The sequence below is a fragment of the Metapseudomonas boanensis genome, from assembly GCF_042232855.1.
Taxonomy (GTDB): domain Bacteria; phylum Pseudomonadota; class Gammaproteobacteria; order Pseudomonadales; family Pseudomonadaceae; genus Metapseudomonas; species Metapseudomonas boanensis.
The window spans coordinates 835,005-856,363 of the sequence record NZ_CP113889.1 but is presented as its reverse complement, the minus strand read 5'-3'; the positions used below and the strand labels follow the sequence as shown (position 1 = coordinate 856,363).

General features: G+C 62.1%; 21 protein-coding genes and 3 tRNA genes. 12 read left to right on the top strand and 12 right to left on the bottom strand.

What is annotated here, in order from left to right:
• Positions 1–4 precede the first annotated feature (4 nt).
• The gene (locus tag OXH74_RS03990) at positions 5–886 is read left to right on the top strand and encodes an ABC transporter permease (protein WP_375740160.1); all 882 of its coding nucleotides are present in this window, start codon (positions 5–7) and stop codon (positions 884–886) included.
• Positions 887–968: 82 nt separating this feature from the next.
• Here OXH74_RS03990 and OXH74_RS03985 read toward each other — a convergent pair whose 3' ends face one another.
• On the bottom strand, positions 969–1,988 hold the full coding sequence (locus OXH74_RS03985) for an outer membrane protein assembly factor BamD (protein ID WP_375740159.1): 1,020 nt from the start codon (positions 1,986–1,988) through the stop codon (positions 969–971).
• Between the two features lie 148 nt (positions 1,989–2,136).
• Here OXH74_RS03985 and rluD point away from each other — a divergent pair, with 148 nt between their 5' ends.
• The 3 genes from rluD to clpB all read left to right on the top strand — a co-directional run bounded on the left by rluD (position 2,137) and on the right by clpB (position 6,543).
• Positions 2,137–3,111: a 23S rRNA pseudouridine(1911/1915/1917) synthase RluD gene (gene rluD, locus OXH74_RS03980; protein ID WP_215372978.1), complete on the top strand. Its 975-nt coding sequence runs from the start codon at positions 2,137–2,139 to the stop codon at positions 3,109–3,111.
• Entirely contained in the window at positions 3,108–3,833 is a 726-nt protein-coding gene (gene pgeF / locus OXH74_RS03975) for a peptidoglycan editing factor PgeF (RefSeq protein WP_375740158.1), read from the top strand. Before rluD ends, pgeF begins: the two co-directional genes overlap by 4 nt.
• A 145-nt stretch (positions 3,834–3,978) precedes the next feature.
• The gene (gene clpB, locus OXH74_RS03970; RefSeq protein WP_375740157.1) at positions 3,979–6,543 is read left to right on the top strand and encodes an ATP-dependent chaperone ClpB; all 2,565 of its coding nucleotides are present in this window, start codon (positions 3,979–3,981) and stop codon (positions 6,541–6,543) included.
• Positions 6,544–6,769: 226 nt separating this feature from the next.
• Here the strand turns inward: clpB and OXH74_RS03965 are convergent, their stop codons facing one another.
• Complete coding sequence (locus tag OXH74_RS03965) at positions 6,770–7,102, bottom strand: PilZ domain-containing protein (protein WP_375740156.1); 333 nt, start codon at positions 7,100–7,102, stop codon at positions 6,770–6,772.
• Between the two features lie 19 nt (positions 7,103–7,121).
• A complete protein-coding gene (locus tag OXH74_RS03960; RefSeq protein WP_375740155.1) occupies positions 7,122–9,413 on the bottom strand; it encodes a DUF1631 domain-containing protein in 2,292 nt (763 codons plus the stop codon).
• Positions 9,414–9,618: 205 nt separating this feature from the next.
• Here OXH74_RS03960 and OXH74_RS03955 point away from each other — a divergent pair.
• The 3 genes from OXH74_RS03955 (at position 9,619) to OXH74_RS03945 (ending at position 9,865) form a co-directional block, all read left to right on the top strand.
• Positions 9,619–9,694 (top strand) — tRNA-Asn (locus tag OXH74_RS03955).
• Between the two features lie 9 nt (positions 9,695–9,703).
• Positions 9,704–9,780, top strand: a tRNA-Pro gene (locus OXH74_RS03950).
• 9 nt (positions 9,781–9,789) lie between these two features.
• Positions 9,790–9,865, top strand: a tRNA-Lys gene (locus OXH74_RS03945).
• A 170-nt stretch (positions 9,866–10,035) separates the two neighbouring features.
• Here OXH74_RS03945 and OXH74_RS03940 read toward each other — a convergent pair.
• The 4 genes from OXH74_RS03940 to OXH74_RS03925 all read right to left on the bottom strand — a co-directional run bounded on the left by OXH74_RS03940 (position 10,036) and on the right by OXH74_RS03925 (position 13,270).
• Positions 10,036–10,749: a substrate-binding periplasmic protein gene (locus tag OXH74_RS03940; protein ID WP_375740154.1), complete on the bottom strand. Its 714-nt coding sequence runs from the start codon at positions 10,747–10,749 to the stop codon at positions 10,036–10,038.
• Between the two features lie 45 nt (positions 10,750–10,794).
• Positions 10,795–12,093, bottom strand: a complete 1,299-nt coding sequence (locus OXH74_RS03935) for an NAD(P)/FAD-dependent oxidoreductase (protein ID WP_375740153.1) — start codon at positions 12,091–12,093, stop codon at positions 10,795–10,797.
• Between the two features lie 60 nt (positions 12,094–12,153).
• On the bottom strand, positions 12,154–12,327 hold the full coding sequence (locus tag OXH74_RS03930; RefSeq protein ID WP_375740152.1) for a DUF3094 family protein: 174 nt from the start codon (positions 12,325–12,327) through the stop codon (positions 12,154–12,156).
• A gap of 316 nt (positions 12,328–12,643) precedes the next feature.
• A complete protein-coding gene (locus OXH74_RS03925) occupies positions 12,644–13,270 on the bottom strand; it encodes a DUF1780 domain-containing protein (protein ID WP_215372964.1) in 627 nt (208 codons plus the stop codon).
• Between the two features lie 134 nt (positions 13,271–13,404).
• Here OXH74_RS03925 and OXH74_RS03920 point away from each other — a divergent pair, with 134 nt between their 5' ends.
• The 5 genes from OXH74_RS03920 to OXH74_RS03900 all read left to right on the top strand — a co-directional run bounded on the left by OXH74_RS03920 (position 13,405) and on the right by OXH74_RS03900 (position 16,218).
• Positions 13,405–13,827 (top strand): GNAT family N-acetyltransferase, encoded by a 423-nt coding sequence (locus OXH74_RS03920; RefSeq protein ID WP_375740151.1) that lies wholly within the window; start codon positions 13,405–13,407, stop codon positions 13,825–13,827.
• 4 nt (positions 13,828–13,831) lie between these two features.
• On the top strand, positions 13,832–14,299 hold the full coding sequence (locus OXH74_RS03915; protein ID WP_375740150.1) for an FAD/FMN-containing dehydrogenase: 468 nt from the start codon (positions 13,832–13,834) through the stop codon (positions 14,297–14,299).
• Complete coding sequence (locus OXH74_RS03910) at positions 14,296–14,985, top strand: energy-coupling factor ABC transporter permease (protein WP_375740149.1); 690 nt, start codon at positions 14,296–14,298, stop codon at positions 14,983–14,985. The genes OXH74_RS03915 and OXH74_RS03910 overlap by 4 nt, the downstream gene beginning before the upstream one ends.
• Before the next feature lie 246 nt (positions 14,986–15,231).
• On the top strand, positions 15,232–15,447 hold the full coding sequence (locus tag OXH74_RS03905; RefSeq protein ID WP_375740148.1) for a hypothetical protein: 216 nt from the start codon (positions 15,232–15,234) through the stop codon (positions 15,445–15,447).
• Between the two features lie 237 nt (positions 15,448–15,684).
• A complete protein-coding gene (locus OXH74_RS03900) occupies positions 15,685–16,218 on the top strand; it encodes a transposase (RefSeq protein WP_375740147.1) in 534 nt (177 codons plus the stop codon).
• A 411-nt stretch (positions 16,219–16,629) separates the two neighbouring features.
• Here OXH74_RS03900 and yacG read toward each other — a convergent pair whose 3' ends face one another.
• The 5 genes from yacG to pilB are packed head-to-tail and all read right to left on the bottom strand — an operon-like array spanning position 16,630 to position 21,236.
• Positions 16,630–16,830, bottom strand: a complete 201-nt coding sequence (gene yacG, locus OXH74_RS03895; RefSeq protein ID WP_375740146.1) for a DNA gyrase inhibitor YacG — start codon at positions 16,828–16,830, stop codon at positions 16,630–16,632.
• A complete protein-coding gene (gene coaE, locus OXH74_RS03890) occupies positions 16,827–17,438 on the bottom strand; it encodes a dephospho-CoA kinase (RefSeq protein WP_375740145.1) in 612 nt (203 codons plus the stop codon). Before coaE ends, yacG begins: the two co-directional genes overlap by 4 nt.
• Positions 17,435–18,307, bottom strand: coding sequence for a prepilin peptidase (locus tag OXH74_RS03885; protein ID WP_375740144.1), 873 nt, complete (start codon positions 18,305–18,307; stop codon positions 17,435–17,437). The genes coaE and OXH74_RS03885 overlap by 4 nt, the downstream gene beginning before the upstream one ends.
• A 2-nt stretch (positions 18,308–18,309) precedes the next feature.
• Positions 18,310–19,527: a type II secretion system F family protein gene (locus OXH74_RS03880; RefSeq protein ID WP_375740143.1), complete on the bottom strand. Its 1,218-nt coding sequence runs from the start codon at positions 19,525–19,527 to the stop codon at positions 18,310–18,312.
• A 2-nt stretch (positions 19,528–19,529) separates the two neighbouring features.
• Positions 19,530–21,236, bottom strand: a complete 1,707-nt coding sequence (pilB, locus tag OXH74_RS03875) for a type IV-A pilus assembly ATPase PilB (protein WP_375740142.1) — start codon at positions 21,234–21,236, stop codon at positions 19,530–19,532.
• Positions 21,237–21,359: the final 123 nt, after the last annotated feature.

Sequence of the window (21,359 nt, the reverse complement as noted above, 5' to 3'; positions counted from 1 at the left end):
GACGATGAGTGAAACGAATGTGAACGGGCGCGGCGCTGCCAAGGTGCGAGCGAGGTGGTCTCTACGCCTGCCCTTGCTGATCTGGCTGTCCATCGGCTGGCTGGCGCTGATGGTGCTGGTCGCCCTGACGGGCGACCTGTGGCTGCCTTATGACTATCAGCACATCGACCTGCGGGCACGCCTGCAGCCTCCGATCTGGCTGGAGGCGGGGAGCTGGAGCCACCTGCTCGGCACCGACCACCTCGGCCGGGACGTCCTTAGCCGCCTGGTCACCTCGGTGCAGGTGAGCCTGTTGGTGGCGCTGGTCGGCACCTTGATCAGCGCGCTGTTCGGCACCCTGGTCGGTCTGCTGGCGACCCACTTCCGGGGCTGGGTAGACGACCTGGTGATGATCGCTATCGATTACCAGGCCTCGATTCCGTTCATGATCCTGGCCTTGGCCGTGGTGGCGTTCTTCAGCAATAGCCTGATGCTGTTCATCCTGCTGATGGGGCTGTTCGGCTGGGAGCGATACGCCCGCATCGCCCGAGGTCTCGCGCTGTCATCGGTGGAGCACGGCTACGCCGTGGCGGTCCGCACCCTCGGCGCCTCCCCGTGGCGGGTCTACGGCCGGCACATCCTGCCGAACATCGCCAACGCGCTGATCGTCAACATGACGCTGAACTTCCCGCAGACCATCATGCTGGAAACGTCCTTGAGCTTCCTCGGCCTCGGCATCCAGCCTCCCATGAGCAGCCTCGGCAACATGGTCGGCTTCGGCCGCGACTATCTGCTGACCGCCTGGTGGCTGGCGACCCTGCCGGCGCTGGTGATCTTCTTCACCACCCTGGCCTTCGCCCTGCTGGGCGACTGGGTGCGCGACAGACTGGACCCCACCAGCCGGTAATTCGGCGGCCGGATCACGCTGCTTTCTCGAAAGCATGAAAAAGGGAGGCTAAAGAGCCTCCCTTTCTTGTTCCAGCAATTCGTCAGTCGAAGATGCCGAAGGTCATGCGGCTGAACCAGGAGCGGTCGCTGCTGGTGGCTTCCGCTTCGTGTTCTTCTTCCTCGACCGCTTCCTGGTTTTCCGGGAGCAGCTCTTCGGGAATCGCGTCCTTGGCGTCCTGGTACTGCCGGATCACATCTTGAGCCGCCCGGGTCCCACCTGGAGGAGGAGGGGGTTCGCTTTCGATCAGGCCGAGGGTGGCCTTGGCCAGCCAGGAGCGGTTGTCCGCTTCCTCTTCGCGCGGCACGAACTGGCCGTCCACCAGGCTCGGGTGATCCGGGTAGTTGAGCTTCAGGGTTTCCAGGCTGGTTGCGGCCAGGTCGTTGAGGCCCAGACGCTGGTAGGACTCGACCATCACCGCCAGGCCGTCGCCGACAGCCGGGGTTTCCTGGAAGTTTTCCACCACGTAGCGGCCGCGGTTGCCGGCGGCGACATAGGCCTGGCGGGTCAGGTAATAGTGGGCAACATGGATTTCATAAGCAGCCAGCAGGTTGCGCAGGTAGATCATGCGCTGCTTGGCGTCAGGCGCGTAGCGGCTGTTCGGGAAGCGGCTGGTCAGTTGGGCGAACTCGTTGTACGAGTCGCGTGCGGCGCCTGGGTCGCGTTTGGTCATGTCCAGCGGCAGGAAGCGCGCCACCAGGCCGCGGTCCTGTTCGAAGGAGGACAGGCCCTTGAGATAATAGGCATAGTCGACGTTCGGGTGCTGCGGGTGCAGGCGAATGAAACGGTCGGCGGCGGAGCGTGCGGCCTCGGGCTCGGCATTCTTGTAGTAGGCGTAGATCAGCTCAAGCTGCGCCTGTTCGGCATAGCGGCCGAAGGGGTAGCGCGATTCCAGGGCTTTCAGCTTGGCGATGGCGGGGGTGTAGCTGCTGTTGTCCAGATCGGCCTGGGCCTGCTGGTACAGCTCAGCCTCGCTGAGGTTCTCGTCCACCACTTCCTTATTGGAAGAACAGGCGGCGGTAAGGGCGAGAATGGCGATCAGCAGCAGGTGTTTCACTTGCATGGCGGCTTGCGTCCCTGTGACGGCTAGCTGTCGTGGCTTGAGCCGTCCTGTTATGATGGGCGCCCCGGAACCCCCGGGACAAAGACGCGGTATTTAACCACAAGCGCGTAACCGAAACCAAAGGCTGCGCCCCCCTCCGTTCCCGAGCATGTCTTCCATTACCAAGCAGGTCATTCAACTCAGCGCCGAGGTCCCGTCCGAAATGGGTGGGCAACGTCTCGATCAGGTCGCTGCACAACTCTTTGCCGAGCACTCCCGGTCCCGCCTGTCCGGCTGGATCAAGGACGGCCTCTTGAAGGTCGACGGCAAGGTCCTGCGCCCGCGCGATATCGTGCATGGCGGCGCGCATCTGGAACTCGAGGCCGAGCAGGAATCCCAAGGCGAGTGGGTGGCTCAGGACATCGAGCTGAACATCGTCTATGAAGACGACCAGCTGCTGGTGCTGGACAAGCCCGCCGGGCTGGTGGTCCATCCGGCAGCGGGGCATGCCGATGGCACCTTGCTCAATGCCCTGCTGCACCATGTGCCAGGCCTGGCCAACGTGCCGCGCGCGGGCATCGTCCATCGCCTGGACAAGGACACCACCGGCTTGATGGTGGTGGCCAAGACCCTCGAGGCTCATACCAGCCTGGTCGCGCAACTGCAGGCGCGCAGCGTGAGCCGTATATATGAGGCCGTGGTGGTTGGTGTGATCACCTCGGGCGGCAAGGTCGATGCGCCCATCGGTCGCCACGGCCAGCAGCGCCAGCGCATGGCGGTGGTCGCCGGCGGCAAGCCTGCGGTCAGCCACTATCGCGTGCTGGAGCGCTTTCGCTCGCACACCCATACCCGTGTCAAGCTGGAAACGGGCCGTACGCACCAGATTCGCGTGCACATGGCCTACGTGAACTTCCCGCTGGTGGGTGACCCGGTCTACGGCGGCCGCTTCCGTATTCCGCCGGCCGCGAACCCAACCATGGTGCAAACGCTCAAGGAATTCCCGCGCCAGGCCCTGCATGCCCGCTTCCTGGAACTGGACCATCCGATAACGGGCGAGCGCATGAAGTGGGAGTCGCCGCTGCCGGATGATTTCGTCTGGCTGCTGAGCCTGCTGCGCCAGGATCGCGAGTCCTTCGAGCAATGAACAGCTGGCTGACGCCTGACTGGCCCGCACCTGCCAATGTGCGAGCTTGCGTCACCACCCGTGACGGTGGCGTCAGCCTGCCGCCCTTTGAGGGCCTCAACCTTGGCGACCATGTCGTCGATGACCCCCAGGCTGTGCAGCACAACCGGCAGGTCCTGAGCTCATCGCTGGGCTGCCAGCCTGCCTGGTTGAGCCAGGTCCATGGTGTGCGCGTGGTCAAGGCCGATCCCGCTTCGGTAGAACAGGCCGATGCCAGCTGGACCGATACCCCCGGCATTGCCAGCGCCGTGCTGACCGCAGATTGCCTGCCGGCGCTGTTCTGTGACCGTTCGGGCACCCGTGTCGCGGCTGCTCATGCCGGTTGGCGCGGACTGGCCGGCGGTGTGCTGGAAGCGACGCTGGACGCGCTGGCCGTTCCGCCTGCCGAGGTACTGGTCTGGCTGGGGCCGGCGATCGGCCCGGAGGCGTTCGAGGTCGGACCGGAAGTGCGTGAAGCCTTTCTCGCCTGCCACGCGGAAAGTGCGGCGGCTTTTCGTCCCAGTCTGAATGACGGGCGTTACATGGCCGATATCTACCAGCTCGCGCGTATCCACCTCGCCGCGCGGGGCGTCGAGGCCGTCTTCGGGGGCGGTTTCTGTACGGTCAGCGACCCACGTTTCTACTCCTACCGCCGCTCGCCGCGCACCGGGCGTTTTGCCAGCCTGGTCTGGCTCGCCGAGTGACTTTCTCGCCGGGCGGATGATGCACATCAAAGCCCGGCGGCTTGAATCGCCCAGAATCGTCCTTATCTAGTCTTCATCCCAGCGGGCTTTCGTGTTTCGGGACAGGCATTACCCGGGCCCGCCATTGACGAGAAAGGACGAACCCATGCGAATCGATCGTTTGACCAGCAAGCTGCAACTGGCGCTTTCCGATGCCCAGTCCCTGGCGGTTGGCCATGACCACCCGGCCATCGAGCCCCTGCACCTGATGCTTGCCCTGCTTGATCAGCAGGGTGGCTCGATCAAGCCCCTGTTGATGCAAGTCGGATTCGACGTCATGGCCTTGCGCCAGACGATGACCAGCGAGCTCGACCGGCTGCCGAAGATCCAGAGCCCGACGGGTGATGTGAACCTCTCGCAAGACCTGGCGCGCCTGCTCAACCAGGCGGATCGCCTGTCCCAGCAGAAAGGTGACCAGTTCATCTCCAGCGAGCTGGTGGTGTTGGCTGCGATGGACGAGGGCACCCGTCTGGGCAAGCTGCTGCTGGGCCAGGGCGTGACCCGAAAGGCGCTGGAGAATGCCATCGCCAACCTGCGGGGTGGCCAGGCGGTGAATGACCCGAATGCCGAGGAGTCGCGCCAGGCTCTCGACAAATACACCGTGGACCTGACCAAGCGCGCCGAGGAAGGCAAGCTCGATCCAGTCATCGGCCGTGATGACGAAATCCGTCGCACCATCCAGGTCCTGCAGCGCCGCACCAAGAACAATCCGGTGCTGATCGGCGAGCCGGGTGTCGGCAAGACCGCCATCGCCGAAGGCCTGGCCCAGCGCATCGTCAACGGCGAAGTGCCGGATGGCCTCAAGGACAAGCGCCTGCTGTCGCTGGACATGGGGTCGCTGATCGCGGGCGCCAAGTTCCGCGGCGAGTTCGAAGAGCGCCTGAAGGCTGTGCTCAATGAGCTTTCCAAGCAGGAAGGCCGGATCATCCTGTTCATCGACGAGCTGCACACCATGGTCGGCGCCGGCAAGGCCGAGGGCGCCATGGATGCGGGCAACATGCTCAAGCCGGCGCTGGCGCGCGGTGAGCTGCACTGCGTCGGCGCGACCACGCTGGACGAGTACCGCCAGTACATCGAGAAGGACGCCGCCCTTGAGCGGCGCTTCCAGAAAGTGCTGGTGGATGAGCCGAGCGAAGAAGACACCATCGCCATCCTGCGCGGCCTTAAAGAGCGCTATGAAGTGCACCACGGCGTCACCATCACCGATGGCGCGATCATTGCCGCGGCCAAGCTGTCGCACCGCTATATCACTGACCGCCAGCTGCCGGACAAGGCTATCGACCTGATCGACGAAGCCGCCAGCCGTATCCGCATGGAGATCGACTCCAAGCCGGAGGCGCTGGATCGCCTGGATCGCCGCCTGATCCAGCTGAAGATCGAGCGCGAGGCGCTGAAGAAGGAAGACGACGAGGCCACCCGCAAGCGCCTGGCCAAGCTGGAGGAGGACATCCAAAAACTCGAGCGCGAGTACGCCGACCTCGAGGAAATCTGGAAATCCGAGAAGGCGGAGGTGCAAGGCTCTGCCCAGATCCAGCAGAAGATCGAACAGGCCCGCCAGGATATGGAGGCCGCCCGGCGCAAGGGCGACCTGCAACGCATGGCTGAACTGCAGTACGGGGTGATCCCGGACCTGGAGCGCAGCCTGCAGATGGTGGACCAGCACGGCAAGACCGAGAACCAGTTGCTGCGTAACAAGGTCACTGACGAAGAGATCGCCGAGGTGGTTTCAAAGTGGACCGGCATCCCGGTGGCGAAGATGCTCGAAGGCGAGCGTGAGAAGCTGCTGAAGATGGAGTCCATGCTGCACCAGCGCGTGATTGGCCAGAATGAGGCCGTGGTCGCCGTCGCCAACGCCGTGCGTCGCTCGCGTGCCGGGCTCTCCGACCCGAATCGCCCAAGCGGCTCCTTCCTCTTCCTAGGCCCGACCGGGGTCGGCAAGACCGAGCTGTGCAAGGCGCTGGCCGAATTCCTCTTCGACACCGAAGAGGCCTTGGTGCGCATCGACATGTCCGAATTCATGGAGAAACACTCGGTTGCCCGCCTCATTGGCGCCCCGCCGGGCTATGTGGGCTATGAGGAGGGCGGCTACTTGACTGAAGCGGTGCGTCGCAAGCCTTATTCCGTGGTGCTGATGGACGAAGTGGAGAAGGCGCACCCAGACGTCTTCAACATTCTCCTGCAGGTGCTCGAGGATGGCCGTCTGACCGACAGCCACGGTCGTACCGTGGACTTCCGCAACACGGTGGTGGTGATGACCTCCAACCTAGGGTCGATGCAGATCCAGGAGCTGGTGGGCGACCGCGAAGCCCAGCGTGCTGCGGTGATGGATGCGGTCAGCACCCACTTCCGGCCGGAATTCGTCAACCGCATCGACGAAGTGGTGGTCTTCGAGCCCTTGGGCCGTGAGCAGATCGCCGGTATCGCCGAGATTCAGCTGCAGCGTCTGCGCAAGCGCCTGGCCGAGCGCGAGCTCAATATCGAGCTGAGCCCGGAAGCCTTGGACAAGCTTATCGCTATTGGTTACGACCCGGTCTATGGCGCACGCCCGCTCAAGCGTGCGATCCAGCGCTGGATCGAAAACCCGCTGGCCCAGCAAATCCTCGCTGGCCAGTTCGTGCCTGGCGCGACAATCGCGGCCAGGGTGGAAGGCGAGGAGATTGTCTTCGCCTAATCCCAGGAATGAACAAGCCCCGCACTGCGGGGCTTGTTCATTGTTGTTGGCTAATGTTGACGTGCTCTTTGGGATCGGGAGCCTTGGCGGAGCGAGCTTGCTCACGAAACCAACCCCGCCTTCGCCAGCAAGCTGGCTCCTACGGAGTGGCCACTGCGCTTCGCCCCTAATCCGTAGTAGCGAGCTTGCCCACGAACATGACACCGCATTCGCCTACAGAACTCCATTACATCTGGCGGAGCAAGTTCTCCAGCTGCGCCTCCTGGTCCTCGGCCAGATCGATGATATGGAACCCTGCCCAGCAATGCTGGCCATCGGCTGCGGGGCGGGTCCATAGACAGTCGGCGCCCAGGCGAATCTCTTGGACCCCCTCGATAGGGGAGAGCGGAATCAGTCGGCACTCCCAGAGCGAATCGCAGGTCAGCAGTGCTTCGCTGAACAACATGAAGCCGTCCATCGACAGATCGACAATGCGGCCCAGGCGCTGCCCCGTGTGCGCATCGACAACCTCCAGCAGAAGCTCTGTCGAGCGGCGACCTTGCTGGCGACGTTCTTCCATGGTTGCTCCTTGAAAAGCTTCAGGCTGTGCGCCCGGTAAAGCGTTGCAGCACTCGGTAGATGGTGTTCATCGCACGATCGACCAGCGGTGCGCTGCGTTCGCTGGGAAGCAAGCGGATCAGCCCTTGCTCCATGTCTTGGGCCAGCTGGGCAATCGGCATGATAGCCACCCGTTGGCCACTATGGTCGACGAACATGTAGTTCCGTGTCGTTGGGCTGAACCAGGACAGCTTCAGCGTACGAACCTCCGGGCCATCAACGAATTCGAACCAGGTGCCGAACTCGACATGTGCGAGATCCCGCGCCAGTGCCAGGGCTCGGGGTGAAAGGCTGGATGGACTCGGCGTAGTGGCGAGCTCTGCGTCCTGCCCCAGCATTTCGCCGAGCTTGCTGTCCGGCAGGGCGCTGGCGATGCGCGCTGCAACCTGCGGTTGTTGCGACTGGATGGCATGTTGGCAGGCGACCAGGTCCTGCAGCAGGCGGCGGATGCCGTCCTCATGGTAGCCGCCGAGCAGTTCGAGGCCTTTGCGCAAATCCTCCAGCAGTGGAACGCGCAGCTGCTGGAGGCGCTCGCGCCCAGTCTGGTCCAGCGGGGTGCCGCTCCAGGCCAGTTGCTCCGCCACCTCGACCGAGCGCTGCCATTCGCTGCTGCGCTCACCATGGCGCAGGAGCACGAAGACCAGCACATCGGCCCAGGTCTGTTCGAGAAACCGCTGCATGGCTCCAGGAAGCGTTCGCCCCTCCAGGGCATTGCCGATGGCATCGACGGCCTGCTGGCGAGCGCCCAGCAGTTTGTCGCGCCCCTTGGCGGCCTCGACGGCGCGCTGTTCGCGCAGCTCGACCTTGTGGCGCAGTGTCCCGACATACGCGTTGAATTCATCCAGCAGGCTGTCGAACAGCAGCAGGTCGCCACTGAAACCGTGGGCAACGCGCTCCACGACCCAGTGCATCTTCGAGAGCAGGCCGTGCTCCTCGCCCTCGCCCGAATAGAGCACACCGGCCTGGGCCATGCTGTTGAGCAGGCGTCTGGCGGGGTGATGGTGCTGGGTGAAAAGCGCTTTATCCAGAAGGGCGACTTTCAGATAGGGCGTGTGCAAGTGGGAGAGGGCGGTCTTGTAAACGTCGGCCAGGCTATCGTCGTCGAGGATGAAGTCGAACAGCATGCCCACCAGGTCGATGACGTCCGCCTCGAGGTCTGCGACCTTCTGCTGCCCCGGCAGACGGCTGTGGCTTTCCAGTTGTTGTTGCAGCTCGGCCTTGAGGCCGTCGACGCGTTGAGGTTGGCCTATCCGGTTGGCCAGCTCCTGGGCGGATTGCTTTTGCAGCCGATTGAGCGCTTCCAGCAACTCCGATGCGGTGTAGACCCGAGTCGCCCCCTTGGGGGCGAAGCTGGAAATGCTGGGCGTGCCGCCAGGCAGCGGCGAGCGGTCGTGGTGCAAGCGCCGTTCCCCGAGCAAGGAGGTCAGGCCACTGAATAGCTGCCCAGGATCGCTGGGTGGGGGCGCGCCCGGCGTAAAGGGTGCGCCCGTTGTGGAAACAGTGGGGTGGAACGGTGGAACGCTACCGGTTGGGGGGCGCAGTTGAGCATTCGGGGCGGTGGTCGAACGCTGAACGGTGTATTTGAGGTCGGGTAACACGCCTGCCTGCACCAGGCGCTGGTTCAGGGCATCGTAGATGCTGTCGAGCCCTAGCATCACATGCCGCTCGAACAGCATGTAGAGGATGGTCTTTATGCGCATCTGGAAGGGGCAGGGCGCCAGGGCCTCGCGAAACGCCAGGGCCACTGCTTGCGGGCCGAAGGGGTTGTCGTCGTCGCCCAGCTTGCGCCCGTTGTTGAGTACGGCCAGGCGCTGATCCAGCGCGAAGAGCGATTGCGTGCAGCGCGCCTTGACCCGGCTGACCATATTGGTGAGCAGTAGCGTCTCTTCGAAATCCTCGTCCTGCACCAGTTCCAGGTGATCGGCATTAAGCTCACCAGCGTTGAGCTCAGGCTTGAGTTTGCCTTCCAGGAAGTCGTCGAACTGCCGGGCGATGCGTTGGTGGTAGGCGCGTTCGATCTGCGGGCGCTGCTTGCGGATGTCGCGCATGCTGTCGAAGAACAGTGTCTGCACCTGGTTGTTCTCGGCCTTGTCCGCGCATTCGAAGAGTGTGTCGTCGACTTGGCCGAAGACACTGCCCATGTTTTCCGCCAGGCGATTCATCACCAATTTGCGGCATCCCTGAACAAGCTCCCCGAAGCGCGGCTGGATGCCGCGGCTGGCGAGGTTGGTCGCGGGGGGCTGGGTGGGTGGGGGTTGGTCGTGGTTACTCATAACGATCCTGTGTGGAGACAGGCAGAGCGCCCGGCCTGAAACGATCTCTCCACGGCTGAGGTATAGCACTCGGACGATTATCTGCAAATCATTGTCATATTTCGCTTTTTAAGGGTTGACATGTGTTCCTGGAACCGTAAAATGGCGCGCCTCTGAAGCGCGAAACCAAATACAGGTCAGCGCCGAAGAGTTGGAAGACCGAAGTTCCGCGATAGCTCAGTCGGTAGAGCAAATGACTGTTAATCATTGGGTCCCTGGTTCGAGTCCAGGTCGCGGAGCCAACTTCCAGCCGGGGTATAGCGCAGTCCGGTAGCGCGCCTGCTTTGGGAGCAGGATGTCGGGAGTTCGAATCTCTCTACCCCGACCACCTTACATTGGGTCGTTAGCTCAGTCGGTAGAGCAGTTGGCTTTTAACCAATTGGTCGTAGGTTCGAATCCTACACGACCCACCATAAAAGACTTCGCATGAAGTCCGAGAAAGCCCGCAAGCCAATAGCTTGTGGGCTTTTTTGTTTTTCTGGCTGCCGCCGTAGGAGCGAACTTGCTCGCGAATCTCACTCCGCCTTCGCCAGCAAGAACCCGGGTCGCCTGGCTCCTACAAAAAACACCGCCCTGCGGGCTCTCAGGGGCTGACGCCCAGGTCCTCTATGGCTTGGTCCAGGCGTTCTCTCAGGGCGTCGTCCACGGCCTTGCTGCACATCAAGTAGCGCAATTGGCCCGCCGGGATATCCGGCATATTCAGTTTTGTCAGCTTCGCATCGCGTAGATCGGCTTCGGCGAGGATGTAGGGCAATTCCCGTTCGTCGATCAGCGTGAAGTCGATCCGCTCCGCAGCCAGCATGCGCACCGTCTGGGCCGGAGGTGCCGTCACTTTATGGCTGCTGGCAGTCTTCAGCATGTGGTCCAGCCCACCGTAGGAGAAACCGTCCACCAGGCCCAGGCGCAACGGGCTCTGCACCAGGGCGGACAGGCTTGAATAACTGCGAATCTGTTCGGCCAGGCTATTGCGAGTCAGCACGAGCATGGGGGCGTCGCGGTGGATGGGTCTGGAAAACCAGGCGAACTGCTGCCGCTCAGGTGTCTTGAACCAGCCGATCGAGCAAGCCGCATCACGTCCTTGTTGCAGTTCGTGGAGGATGCGCTTCGCCGGGCGCGCCTCGAAATGCACAGGCACATCCGCTTTGCTGAAGATCGCTCGGGCGCGTTCCAGCAGGAAGCCCGTCGGCTCGCCACGCTCGGTATGGTAGTAGGGTGGTTTCTCGATGTAGTAGACCGTCAGCGACTCGGCGTTGACGAAGGTCGGGAGCAGCAGGCACAGCAATAGGAAACTGCGCATAGGGTGATTCGATCCGAGAAAGCCCATGCGCAGTATAGGTCTGCCTTAGTGCAGCTTCAGCCGCGGGTCGGTGCTGCGGCCGATCCGGTCGCTCAGCATCAGCAGGAAGGTTCTGAAGGTGCCATAGAGCGCCATCTGGTGCATGCGGTAGAGCGAGATGTAGAACATCCGCGCCAGCCAGCCTTCCAGTTTGACGCTGCCCATCAGGTTACCCATGAGGTTGCCGACCGCGCTGAAGCTGGAAAGGGATATCAGCGAACCGTAATCCTTGTACTGGTAGTCCGGCAGGGTCTGACCTTCCAGGCGCAGCTTCATCGATTTGACCAGCAACGAGGCCTGCTGGTGCGCGGCCTGGGCGCGCGGCGGCACATTGCGCTCACTGCCGTCGCCAAGCGGACAGGCCGCGCAATCGCCAAAGGCGAAAATATCGTCGTCGCGAGTGGTCTGCAGGGTGGGGCGCACCACCAGTTGGTTGATGCGGTTGCTCTCGAGGCCATCCAGATCCTTCAGGAAACCTGGCGCGCGAATACCAGCCGCCCACACCTTGAGGCTGGCGGGAATCTGTTGGCCTTGGGCGGTGACGAGCCCGTCAGCCGTGACCTCCTTGACTGCGGCGCCGGTCATCACCGTGACGCCCAGTTGCTCCAGGGTGCGGTGGACCGGGGTGCTGATGCGCTCCGGCAGTGCGGGCAATACGCGTGGGCCGGCTTCGATCAGGGTAATGCGCATGTTCTCCGGCTGGATACGGTCAAGCCCGTATGCCGCCAGTTCATGGGCCGCGTGGTGCAGTTCGGCCGCCAGCTCGACACCGGTAGCGCCCGCACCGACGATGGCCACGCTGATCTGGTCGTTCGCATTCTGTTGCGCGTGGGCACGCAGGTAATGGCTGAGCAGCTTGCGGTGGAAGCGCTCGGCCTGCTCGCGCGTGTCGAGGAAGATGCAGTGCTGCGCAGCCCCTTCCGTACCGAAGTCATTGGTGGTGCTGCCAACGGCCAGCACGAGGCTGTCGTAGGCCAACTCCCGCGCCGGAACCAGCTCTCGGCCGTCCTCGTCATGGGTGGCGGCCAGCTGGATGACCTTGCGCTTGCGGTCCAGCCCGCTCATGCGGCCGAGCTGGAATTCGAAATGGTTCCACTTGGCCTGGGCGACGTAGTTCAGCTCGTTCTCCGTGGAATTCAACGAACCGGCAGCGACTTCGTGCAGCAGGGGTTTCCAGATATGGGTGAGGTTGGCGTCGGCCAGCACGACCTTGGCGAGGCCTTTCTTGCCGAGGGTTCTACCCAGGCGGGTAGCAAGCTCCAGGCCGCCGGCGCCGCCGCCGACGATCACGATCCGATGGGACATGGGACATTCTCACAAGGCTATAGGAATTCGGTGTCGCCGAGGGCGAGCGCAGGAGGCAGCTCATAGCACCAATCGGCTCAGGAGGCGGCTGAGAATGCCCAGGACAATGACCACGGCCAGCAATATCCACAACAAGCGCCAGGGGCGGAACGGCTGGCGTTCGACCTGGTGCTGCGGCAGGTTGAGGTACTGGTCGACCTTCTGCTGGTCTTCGGGAGTCAGGCGGCTGGGCATGGAGGCCTCGACTGGGGAGTGTGGGGCATTCTAGCCGGCGTTCTCACAGCGGCTCAACGCGAAGTCGTCGTTCAGGCGAATAATGCGGTTCTGTCTGCATTGGCTGTTGCGGGTTATCGGTACACGGATGGCGGGCCGTTGCCCTTGCAGCGAACCCAGGGCAGATGTCCACGATATCGCTCCGACACAGGAGAGACAGGACGGTCGTGCTTTTGTAGGAGCCAGGGGGGCGCCGAGTCCTTGCTGGCGAAAGCGTGGCAGATGTTCGCGAGCAAGCTCGCTCCTACAGGAGAGGCGCAGCTTGATGGCAGCGGGCTCACAGCCCAACACCCACATCGAACAGGATCGTCCGGCCCAGGTTGCTGCGCAGGAAGTCAGGCGCATCGGCGTGGGCGAACAATACGCGGGCGAAGTTCGACCCCACCAGCGAAAGCGAACGCCAGCCTTGGCGCAGGAATTCGGTGGGCGGCGGAAAAGGGCTGTTGAAGTCCGGTGTTTCGCGTTTCAGGTTGACGAAGGCCAGCAGGTCGAGCTCACTCACGTCGAGGCCACGCTCGTTGTAGTTGCTGGCTTTCTTGCGCAGCGTGGGCGCCAGGCGTGCCTGGAGCTCGGCGGCTGGGATACGCTTTGGGCGGCTTTCACGGCGCACCAACTGACTGAGGGAAAACGCGCTGCGCCGGCGCTCCAGTTCCGCGCGCCATTCTTCATTCAGGCGACGGCCTTCATCGAGCACGAAAAAGACCTCGAAGTTGGCGTCGCGGTACTGCACGTCTGGCGGCTCTTGCCCGGTGCTGAAGTCGTCCAGGCGATAGGGGAGGTTGAGCGCTTGCAGCAGGCGCTGACAGACCCAGCGCTCCCGTTCCCACTTGCGGGCATTGGACAGGAAGTCGTTGGCTTGCTCGGCCTGCCGCGTCAGCAGGCGCAGGTAGTCGTGCTCGTTCATGCTCTGGAGCTTAGCCTCATGGCCCCATCCCTGGGTACCCCCGAGCCTGCAACTGCATGAGGGTCGCGACAAATGCGCACAGGTCGTCCGGCCGAGCGCCGGTGTACACTTCTAGAGCCTTTCGGGAGCCAGCCATGCGGATTCGCTCGATCCACCCCGCCGATCACGCCCAACTGCTTCAACTCTGGCGTCGCACGCCGGGCATTCGCCTGCGCGCCGAGGATGAATTGGAACCGTTTTGCGCGTACCTGCAGCGCAATCCCGAATTGAGCCTGCTGCTGGAGGACGACGCCGGGCATGCCGTTGGCAGCTTGCTGGTGGGGCATGATGGACGTCGCGGTTACCTGCAACACCTGCTTGTCGATTCGCCCTTCCGCGGCCAGGGCTGGGCAAAGGCCCTGCTGCAGGAAGCGCTGCGGCGCCTGGCTTTGCTGGGCATCCGCAAGTCCCATGTTTTCGTACTTGAGGACGCGCCCGAAGCCCTTGCCTTCTGGCAGATGCAGCGAGGCTGGGTAGCGCGCGATGACATTCGGGTTTATTCCACGACTGGAGACTGAATTGATGCGGATTGGCTTGGGATTGGCGCTCTGGCTTCTGGCCTCGCTGTGCCAGGCGCTGGAGCAGGGTGAGCGCCTGGCACCGTGGACATTGCTCGATCAGTTCGAGCAACCCTACAGCCTCCATGACGAGCTGCAGGTGCTGCTGGTCGCTCGTAGCATGGACGGCGCCAAGCTGGTCAAGGGTGCCCTCGAGGGGCAACCCAAGGGCTACCTGGAGGGGCGGCGCACGGTGTTCGTGGCGGATATCAGCCGCATGCCGGCCCTGGTTTCCAAACTCTTCGCCCTGCCGGCAATGCGTGATTACAACTACCGCGTGTTGTTGGACCGGGAATCAAGGGTGGTCAGCCGTTACCCCGGCGATGAGGCCAAGGTGCTCTGGTTGCGACTGGACCATGGCGCGCTGGTCGAGCAGCGTGAGTACGACAGCGCCGCGGCATTGCGGGAGGCTCTGGAGTCGCTCACGCCGTGATCGCTGCCGAGCTCCTGTCCACGACCAGTCTGGGCCTGGGCTGGGCGGTCTATCTGCCGGTGGTGGCCTGGGCCGCCTGGCGCGCGCCCTGGGTGGAATTGTTCAGTGATATTCGCCGACAGCATCTGCTGTTCGGCACCGTGCTGGCGGTGTTTCTACTGTGGCTGTTGAGGCGGGACTTTGCCTCCGGGCTGTCGTACCACCTCATCGGCATGACAGCGGTAACCTTGCTGCTGGACTGGCCTCTCGCGATCCTCGGCGGCCTTGCCGCCCAGCTCGGTCTGCTGGTGCTCGGCCGCCAGGATCTGGCTGCGATGGGCATCAACGGCATGTTGCTGGTGCTGTTGCCGGTCCTGGTAACCGAGCTGTGTGCGATCTGGGTCGAGCGCTACCAGCCGCGCAATCTGTTCGTCTACATCTTCTGTTGCGGGTTCTTTCCGGCGGCGCTGGCGGCCTTGCTGTGCGTTCTGGTTGGGCTGGGGCTGCTGTGGAGCGATGGCATCTTTCCCATGCCGCCGTGGCTGGAGGATTTCATCGGTTATTTATGGCTGGTGATGTTCCCGGAAGCCTTCATCAACGGTACGGTGGTCACCGCCCTGGTGGTGTTCTGCCCCGAGTGGCTGGAAACCTTCAACCGAACCCGCTACCTGCAAGCGCCCTGGAAGGACGACGAAAGTCCCCGCTGATACCACCCGATTCATGCGCTGCATGGCTTGCTGGCGATTGACCTGTATCAACCGGCCCGCTGTTCCCAACTCCAAACTGCAATCCCATAGAGCCCTGTTGGAGCCAGCTTGCTGGCGAATGGTGGGGATGCTCGCGAGCAAGAACTCGGCGCTCCTCTCGCTCCTACAGGGGGCGATGGCGGTCGGTCGAATTCCAATGGCGGATGTGAAAGGCGACATCCACCCAACGCACTGGAGGAACGCAGAATGGGTATACATGATTGGGCGCGGGGCTCGCTGCAGCAGGCGTTAGCCGGCGCCGTGCAGGAAAACTTCACTGAGGAGCAAGCACTGCGGGCCATGTTGAGCGTGGTGGTAGAACGCAGTGCAGCTCTCCGCTCCGCCGACGACCTGGCTCAGGAGTTGATATTCCTGGCGGACAATCTCGATCCGGACCGTGACTACACCTTCATGCGCCCGTGAGGGATCAGGGCGTCGTACGCTTCCGGATTTCCACCCAAGCAATCCGTCCATTCGCTCAGGGCAACGGCATTGCCCCTTGCCTGTCGCGTCCATGGGCTCTGTCCTCGGCGCCTAAGAAACGCTTACTCGCCTAGCGGCCAGACCGCTCCCGAAAGCTCAGCCGGGGAACAACGCAATTTCGTAGGATGTGGTTGAGCGAAGCGATACCCATCAAATCACTGGCAAGGAAGCCTTTCGATGACCAACTACCGCCGCGACCACACCCCAGGCGCAACCTGGTTCTTCACCCTGAACCTCGCCGACCGCGACAGCCGTCTGCTCACTGAGCAGATCGACCTCCTCCGGGCCAGCTTCCGCTACTGCCTGAAGCGCCATCCCTGGAACATTGACGCCATCGTCATCCTTCCCGATCACCTGCATGCCCTTTGCACATTGCCCGCAGGCGATGCTGATTACGCTCTGCGTTGGCGACTGATCAAGACCGGGTTCTCCCGCGTCTTGCCCCGGCGAGAGCAGGCTTCGGAAAGCAGATTGAGCAAAGGCGAACGGGGCATCTGGCAACGCCGTTTCTGGGAACACCGCATTCGCGATGATGCGGACTTCGCGCGGCATGTGGACTACATCCATCACAACCCACGTAAACACGGCTATGTGGAACGGGTGGCCGATTGGCCGTGGTCGTCGTTTCACCGGTATGTGAAGGCGAGAATCCTGCCGCTCGATTGGGCTGGGGATGGAGGCGACGTGGAACATGGCGCGGGGGAATGGTGATGGGTTTCGCAGGCGCAAAGGAACGCCGCCCGCCCCCTCCTCGTGCTGACCACGGGGATACCCGTCAAATCCGCAATGATGGGTATCGCTTCGCTCAACCCATCCTACGTGCTAAGCAATCCGTCCATTCGCTCAGGGCAACGGCATTGCTCCTTGCCTGTCGCATCCGTGGGCTCTGTCCTCGGCGCCTAAAACGCATGCCAGCAGCGGCCCGACCGCTCCCGAAAGCTCAGCCGGGGCAACAACGCAATTTCGTAGGATGCGGTTGAGCGAAGCGATACCCATCAAATCACCGGCCAGAATGGTGATGGGCATCGCAGGTTCAACGGAACGCCGCCCGCCCCCTCCTTGTGCTGACCACGGGGATACCCGTCAAATCCGCAACGATGGGTATCGCTCCGAATCCTTGGTTCAATGCTCCCGAGGCGGCAGGCTGCCGGAGAACACATCATCCTCCTGGTCGTCGCCAGGAATTGCATGTGCCTCGGCGGCCCAGGCGCCCAGGTCGATCAACTTGCAGCGCTCGGAGCAGAAAGGGCGGTTTGGGCTCTGCGGGCCCCACTCGACGGGGGCGCCACAGGTTGGGCATTCCACGGTAACGGGTTGGCTCATGGCTGGCCTCCACGCAAGGTCAGGTAGAAATTGTGCAGGCGCTCCACTTCGGCCCGTAGCCAGTTGAGGTCCCGGTCGTTCACCAGCACATCGTGGGCATGCTGCAGTCGATGTTCGCGGCTGGCCTGCACTTTCAATATGGCTTGTACCTGCTCTTCGGGCACCTGATCGCGATGCATGGTGCGCTGGATCTGCAAGGCTTCCGGCGCATCGACCACCAGCACGCGCTGGGTCAGGCGATGCTGGCCGGACTCGACCAGCAACGGTGAAACCAGAATGGCGTAAGGCGATTCCGCGCTCGACAGGTAGTTGTTGATCTCCTCGCCGATCAGCGGGTGCAGCAGGCTTTCCAGCCAGCGGCGCTCTTCCGGGCTCTGGAAAATGCGCTGGCGCAGGGCGGCGCGGTCGAGCTGGCCGTCGGCCTGCAACACATCGTGGCCGAAGTGCTCGGCGATTCGCTCCAGTGCCGGGCGGCCGGGCTCCACCACCCAGCGCGCGGCGTGGTCGGCGTCCACCAGGTGCACGCCAAGTGCGCTGAAATGGGCGGCAACGGCGCTTTTTCCGCTGCCAATGCCGCCTGTAAGGCCAAGAATCCAGGGTTTGTTCATTTGAAACCGGCGAACTGCAGATAGGTCCCGGTTATTTGATCACCCCAGAGCAGCGCAATCCAGCCGGCAATGGCCAGGTAAGGACCAAAGGGGATGGGCGTGGCAGTGTCCTGATCGCGCAGGCGCAGCATGATCACGCCCAGCACGGCGCCCACCAGGGAAGAGAGCAGGATGGTCAGCGGCAACACCTGCCAGCCGCCCCAGGCCCCGATCATGGCCAGCAGCTTGAAGTCGCCATAGCCCATGCCTTCCTTGCCGGTAATCAGTTTGAACAGCCAATAGACCGACCACAGGCTCAGGTAACCGGCCACCGTGCCCCAGAGCGCATCCTCCAGGCTGGCGAACAGGCCCTGGCTGTTGAGGATCAGCCCGAGCCAGAGCAGCGGCAGCACCAGCGCATCCGGCAACAGCTGATGGTCGACGTCGATCAGGCTCATGGCCAGCAGGCCCCAGGTCAGTACCAACAGCGCGGCGGTTGCCCAGCCAAAGCCCAGGTGCCAAGCCACATAGGCCGAGAGCAGCCCGCAGGCCAGCTCCACCAACGGGTAGCGTTTGCTGATCGGTGCCTTGCAGGCCGAACATTTGCCGCCCAGCGCCAGGTAGCTGACGATGGGCACGTTCTCCCACACCTTGATCTCGTGGTTGCAGTGGGGGCAGCGGGAGTTCGGCAGCACCAGGTTGAATACCGGGCCTTTGGGCTCGGCCGGCAGGCTCAATGCCTCACGGGCCTGCTCCTGCCAATCCCGGAACATCATCTGCGGCAGGCGATAGATCACCACATTGAGGAAGCTGCCAATCAGCAGGCCGAGGACGAACACGCACAAAACAAAGGCCAGCACATGGCTGGCCAGGAATTCGATCAACTGCATGGTTACACAACGTTGCCGAGTTGGAAGATAGGTAGGTACATGGCGATGATCAGGCCGCCGACCAACACGCCGAGCACCGCCATGATCATGGGCTCCATGAGTGCGGTTAGGCCGTCGACGGCGTTATCCACTTCTGCCTCATAGAAGCTGGCCACTTTGTCCAGCATGTCATCCAGCGCGCCGGACTCCTCACCGATTGCAGTCATCTGCACGGCCATGGCTGGGAACACGCCGGTAGAGCGCATGGAGAAGTTCAGCTGCATGCCGGTGGAAACGTCCTGTTTGACCTTCATCACAGCATTCTTGAACACGACGTTGCCGCTGGCCCCAGCCACCGAGTCCAAGGCGTCAACAAGTGGGACGCCAGCGGCGAAGGTTGTCGCCAAGGTTCTGGCGAAGCGGGCAACGGCAGATTTGTACAGGATGTCACCAACGATGGGGAGTTTAAGGACTGCATGGTCAACCCCGTCTCGGAATTTCTCGGATTTCTTATGGGCCTGCTGAACGACGAATCCCAGTACGAAAAAGCCGAGGAGGACGATAAACCACCATTCCTGCAAGACTTCAGAAATCCCGATCACCATCAAGGTAAAGGCGGGCAGTTCGGCCCCAAAGCTGGCAAAAACTGACTGGAACTGCGGCACGACCTTGATCAGCAGGATGGCCGAGACGACTATGGCTACCACGATTACAGCGATAGGGTAGTTCAGCGCCTTTTTGATCTTGGCCTTTAGTGCTTCGGTCTTTTCCTTATAGGTGGCGATGCGGTCCAGCAGTGTTTCCAGGGCGCCAGCCTGCTCACCGGAATCCACCAAGTTGCAGTAAAGCTCGTCGAAATAATCCGGCTTCTTTCTTAGGGAGTTGGCGAGGCTGTTACCCGCAGAGACTTCCTGTTTGACCTCGTTCACCAAGGTACGCATGGCAGGCTTCTCAAAGCCTTCACCGATGATGTCGAATGACTGCATCAGCGGCACACCGGCCTTCATCATGGTCGCCATCTGGCGGGTGAAGAGGGCGATGTCCAGGGGCTTGATCTTCTTCCCGGCGCTGAGCAGAGAAGTAGACTTCTTGCGTACCCGAGTCGGGTTGATGCCTTGCTTGCGCAGTTGTGCCTTGATCAGCGCCGGATTCTGTCCGCTGAGCTCGCCTTTGACCTTGGAGCCTTTCTTGTCGGTCCCCTCCCAGGCGAAGGTACTGGTTTTGAGCGCTTTGTCCGCCATGGTTAATCCTTGGTCACGCGGTTGACTTCTTCGAGGCTGGTAATGCCGTTCATGGCCTTCAGCAGGCCGGAGGTGCGCAGGTCGTTGAAGCCGTCTTTGCGTGCCTGCTGGGCAATCTGGATCGAGTTTCCTTCTTCCATAATAAGATGTTGCATGGCCGGCGTGATTTTAACCACTTCATAAATCCCCACTCGGCCCTTATAGCCCTGATTGCAATTCTCGCACCCCACCGGGCCATAGAGCTTGAAGCTGCCAATCCTGTCTTCCGGGAAACCCTCCTTGAGCAGGGTCTCCTTGGGCACGTCCAACTCCTTCCGGCAGTGAACACACAATTTGCGTGCCAGACGCTGGGCGATGATCAGGTTCACCGAGGTGGCGATGTTGAAGGCCGGTACGCCCATGTTGCGCAGGCGTGTCAGGGTTTCCGCAGCGCTGTTGGTGTGCAGGGTGGAGAGCACCATGTGGCCGGTTTGCGCAGCCTTGATGGCGATCTCGGCGGTTTCCAGATCGCGGATCTCGCCCACCATGATCACGTCCGGGTCCTGACGCAGGAACGAGCGCAGGGCCTGCGCGAAGTCCAGGCCCTGTTTGGGGTTGACGTTGACCTGGTTGATGCCTTCCAGGTTGATCTCCACCGGGTCTTCGGCGGTGGAGATGTTGATGTCCACGGTATTGAGGATATTCAGGCCGGTATAGAGCGACACCGTTTTGCCCGAACCCGTGGGGCCGGTGACCAGGATCATCCCCTGGGGCTGTTTCAGCGCCGCGAGGTAAAGCTCTTTCTGCTCTGCCTCGTAGCCCAGCGCATCGATACCCATTTGTGCGCTGGTCGGGTCGAGGATCCGCATCACGATCTTCTCGCCCCAGAGGGTCGGTAGGGTGTTCACACGGAAGTCGATGGATTTCGTCTTGGAAATCTTCATCTTGATCCGCCCGTCCTGGGGCTTGCGCCGCTCGGAGATATCTAGGGCGGCCATCACTTTCAGGCGTGCAGCGATACGTGTCGCCAATTGCACAGGCGGCTTGGCCACTTCATGTAGCATGCCGTCAGTGCGGAAGCGCACGCGGTAAATACGTTCATAGGGTTCGAAGTGCAGGTCGGACGAGCCGCTGCGAATGGCATCCAACAGCATCTTGTTGACGAAACGCACTACCGGAGCATCGTCGGCATCGACCCCACCCGCCCCATCATTCTTGTCCTCGTCCACCACCTGGACATCGACACCATCCAGATCGACATCGCCGAGGTCGTCCATGCCGCTGGTGGCACTGTCGAAGAATTTCTCGATGGCATCACCGAGCTTATCGTCTTCCACCAAAATGGCTTCGGTGTTCAGCCCGGTACTGAACTGGATATCAGTGACGGCTTGGTGGTTGGTGGGATCGGAAATGCCCACGAACAGTTTGTTGCCGCGACGCCAGAGAGGCAGGGCGCGGTGCTGGCGAATCAGCTTTTCACTGACCAGATCTCTGGGCAGAGCATCTTTATCAACGCTGCCCAGATCAAGAAATGCCACGCCGAACTGTTCGGCTGCCATTTCCGCAAGGTCACGGCTCCTTAGCAATTTGTTCTGCACCAGGTAGCTGATCAGTGGAATCTTGTTGCGCTGCGCTTGGGTATGGGCTTGTAGGGCGCTCCGTTCATCCAGAAGGTTGGTCAGCACCAATTGTTTGGCCAGGCCAGAAAGGGTGGGGGCTGTCTCTGTCATGGGGAGCGTCTGTCAGTGTGGTTTGATCTGCCTTATAACGTAGTTGGTCTTGGCAGCCAAATCGCGGAATATGGAGTGACGAAAATGGGCACTAGTTGCTTTTTCGTGGGATAGGACCTTAAG

Bases quoted from the DNA above. Each gene is read 5' to 3' on its own strand.
- OXH74_RS03990 (WP_375740160.1), top strand. From the start codon at position 5: ATGAGTGAAACGAATGTGAACGGGCGCGGCGCTGCCAAGGTGCGAGCG.
- OXH74_RS03985 (WP_375740159.1), bottom strand. From the start codon at position 1,988: ATGCAAGTGAAACACCTGCTGCTGATCGCCATTCTCGCCCTTACCGCC.
- rluD (WP_215372978.1), top strand. From the start codon at position 2,137: ATGTCTTCCATTACCAAGCAGGTCATTCAACTCAGCGCCGAGGTCCCG.
- pgeF (WP_375740158.1), top strand. From the start codon at position 3,108: ATGAACAGCTGGCTGACGCCTGACTGGCCCGCACCTGCCAATGTGCGA.
- clpB (WP_375740157.1), top strand. From the start codon at position 3,979: ATGCGAATCGATCGTTTGACCAGCAAGCTGCAACTGGCGCTTTCCGAT.
- OXH74_RS03965 (WP_375740156.1), bottom strand. From the start codon at position 7,102: ATGGAAGAACGTCGCCAGCAAGGTCGCCGCTCGACAGAGCTTCTGCTG.
- OXH74_RS03960 (WP_375740155.1), bottom strand. From the start codon at position 9,413: ATGAGTAACCACGACCAACCCCCACCCACCCAGCCCCCCGCGACCAAC.
- OXH74_RS03940 (WP_375740154.1), bottom strand. From the start codon at position 10,749: ATGCGCAGTTTCCTATTGCTGTGCCTGCTGCTCCCGACCTTCGTCAAC.
- OXH74_RS03935 (WP_375740153.1), bottom strand. From the start codon at position 12,093: ATGTCCCATCGGATCGTGATCGTCGGCGGCGGCGCCGGCGGCCTGGAG.
- OXH74_RS03930 (WP_375740152.1), bottom strand. From the start codon at position 12,327: ATGCCCAGCCGCCTGACTCCCGAAGACCAGCAGAAGGTCGACCAGTAC.
- OXH74_RS03925 (WP_215372964.1), bottom strand. From the start codon at position 13,270: ATGAACGAGCACGACTACCTGCGCCTGCTGACGCGGCAGGCCGAGCAA.
- OXH74_RS03920 (WP_375740151.1), top strand. From the start codon at position 13,405: ATGCGGATTCGCTCGATCCACCCCGCCGATCACGCCCAACTGCTTCAA.
- OXH74_RS03915 (WP_375740150.1), top strand. From the start codon at position 13,832: ATGCGGATTGGCTTGGGATTGGCGCTCTGGCTTCTGGCCTCGCTGTGC.
- OXH74_RS03905 (WP_375740148.1), top strand. From the start codon at position 15,232: ATGGGTATACATGATTGGGCGCGGGGCTCGCTGCAGCAGGCGTTAGCC.
- OXH74_RS03900 (WP_375740147.1), top strand. From the start codon at position 15,685: ATGACCAACTACCGCCGCGACCACACCCCAGGCGCAACCTGGTTCTTC.
- yacG (WP_375740146.1), bottom strand. From the start codon at position 16,830: ATGAGCCAACCCGTTACCGTGGAATGCCCAACCTGTGGCGCCCCCGTC.
- coaE (WP_375740145.1), bottom strand. From the start codon at position 17,438: ATGAACAAACCCTGGATTCTTGGCCTTACAGGCGGCATTGGCAGCGGA.
- OXH74_RS03885 (WP_375740144.1), bottom strand. From the start codon at position 18,307: ATGCAGTTGATCGAATTCCTGGCCAGCCATGTGCTGGCCTTTGTTTTG.
- OXH74_RS03880 (WP_375740143.1), bottom strand. From the start codon at position 19,527: ATGGCGGACAAAGCGCTCAAAACCAGTACCTTCGCCTGGGAGGGGACC.
- pilB (WP_375740142.1), bottom strand. From the start codon at position 21,236: ATGACAGAGACAGCCCCCACCCTTTCTGGCCTGGCCAAACAATTGGTG.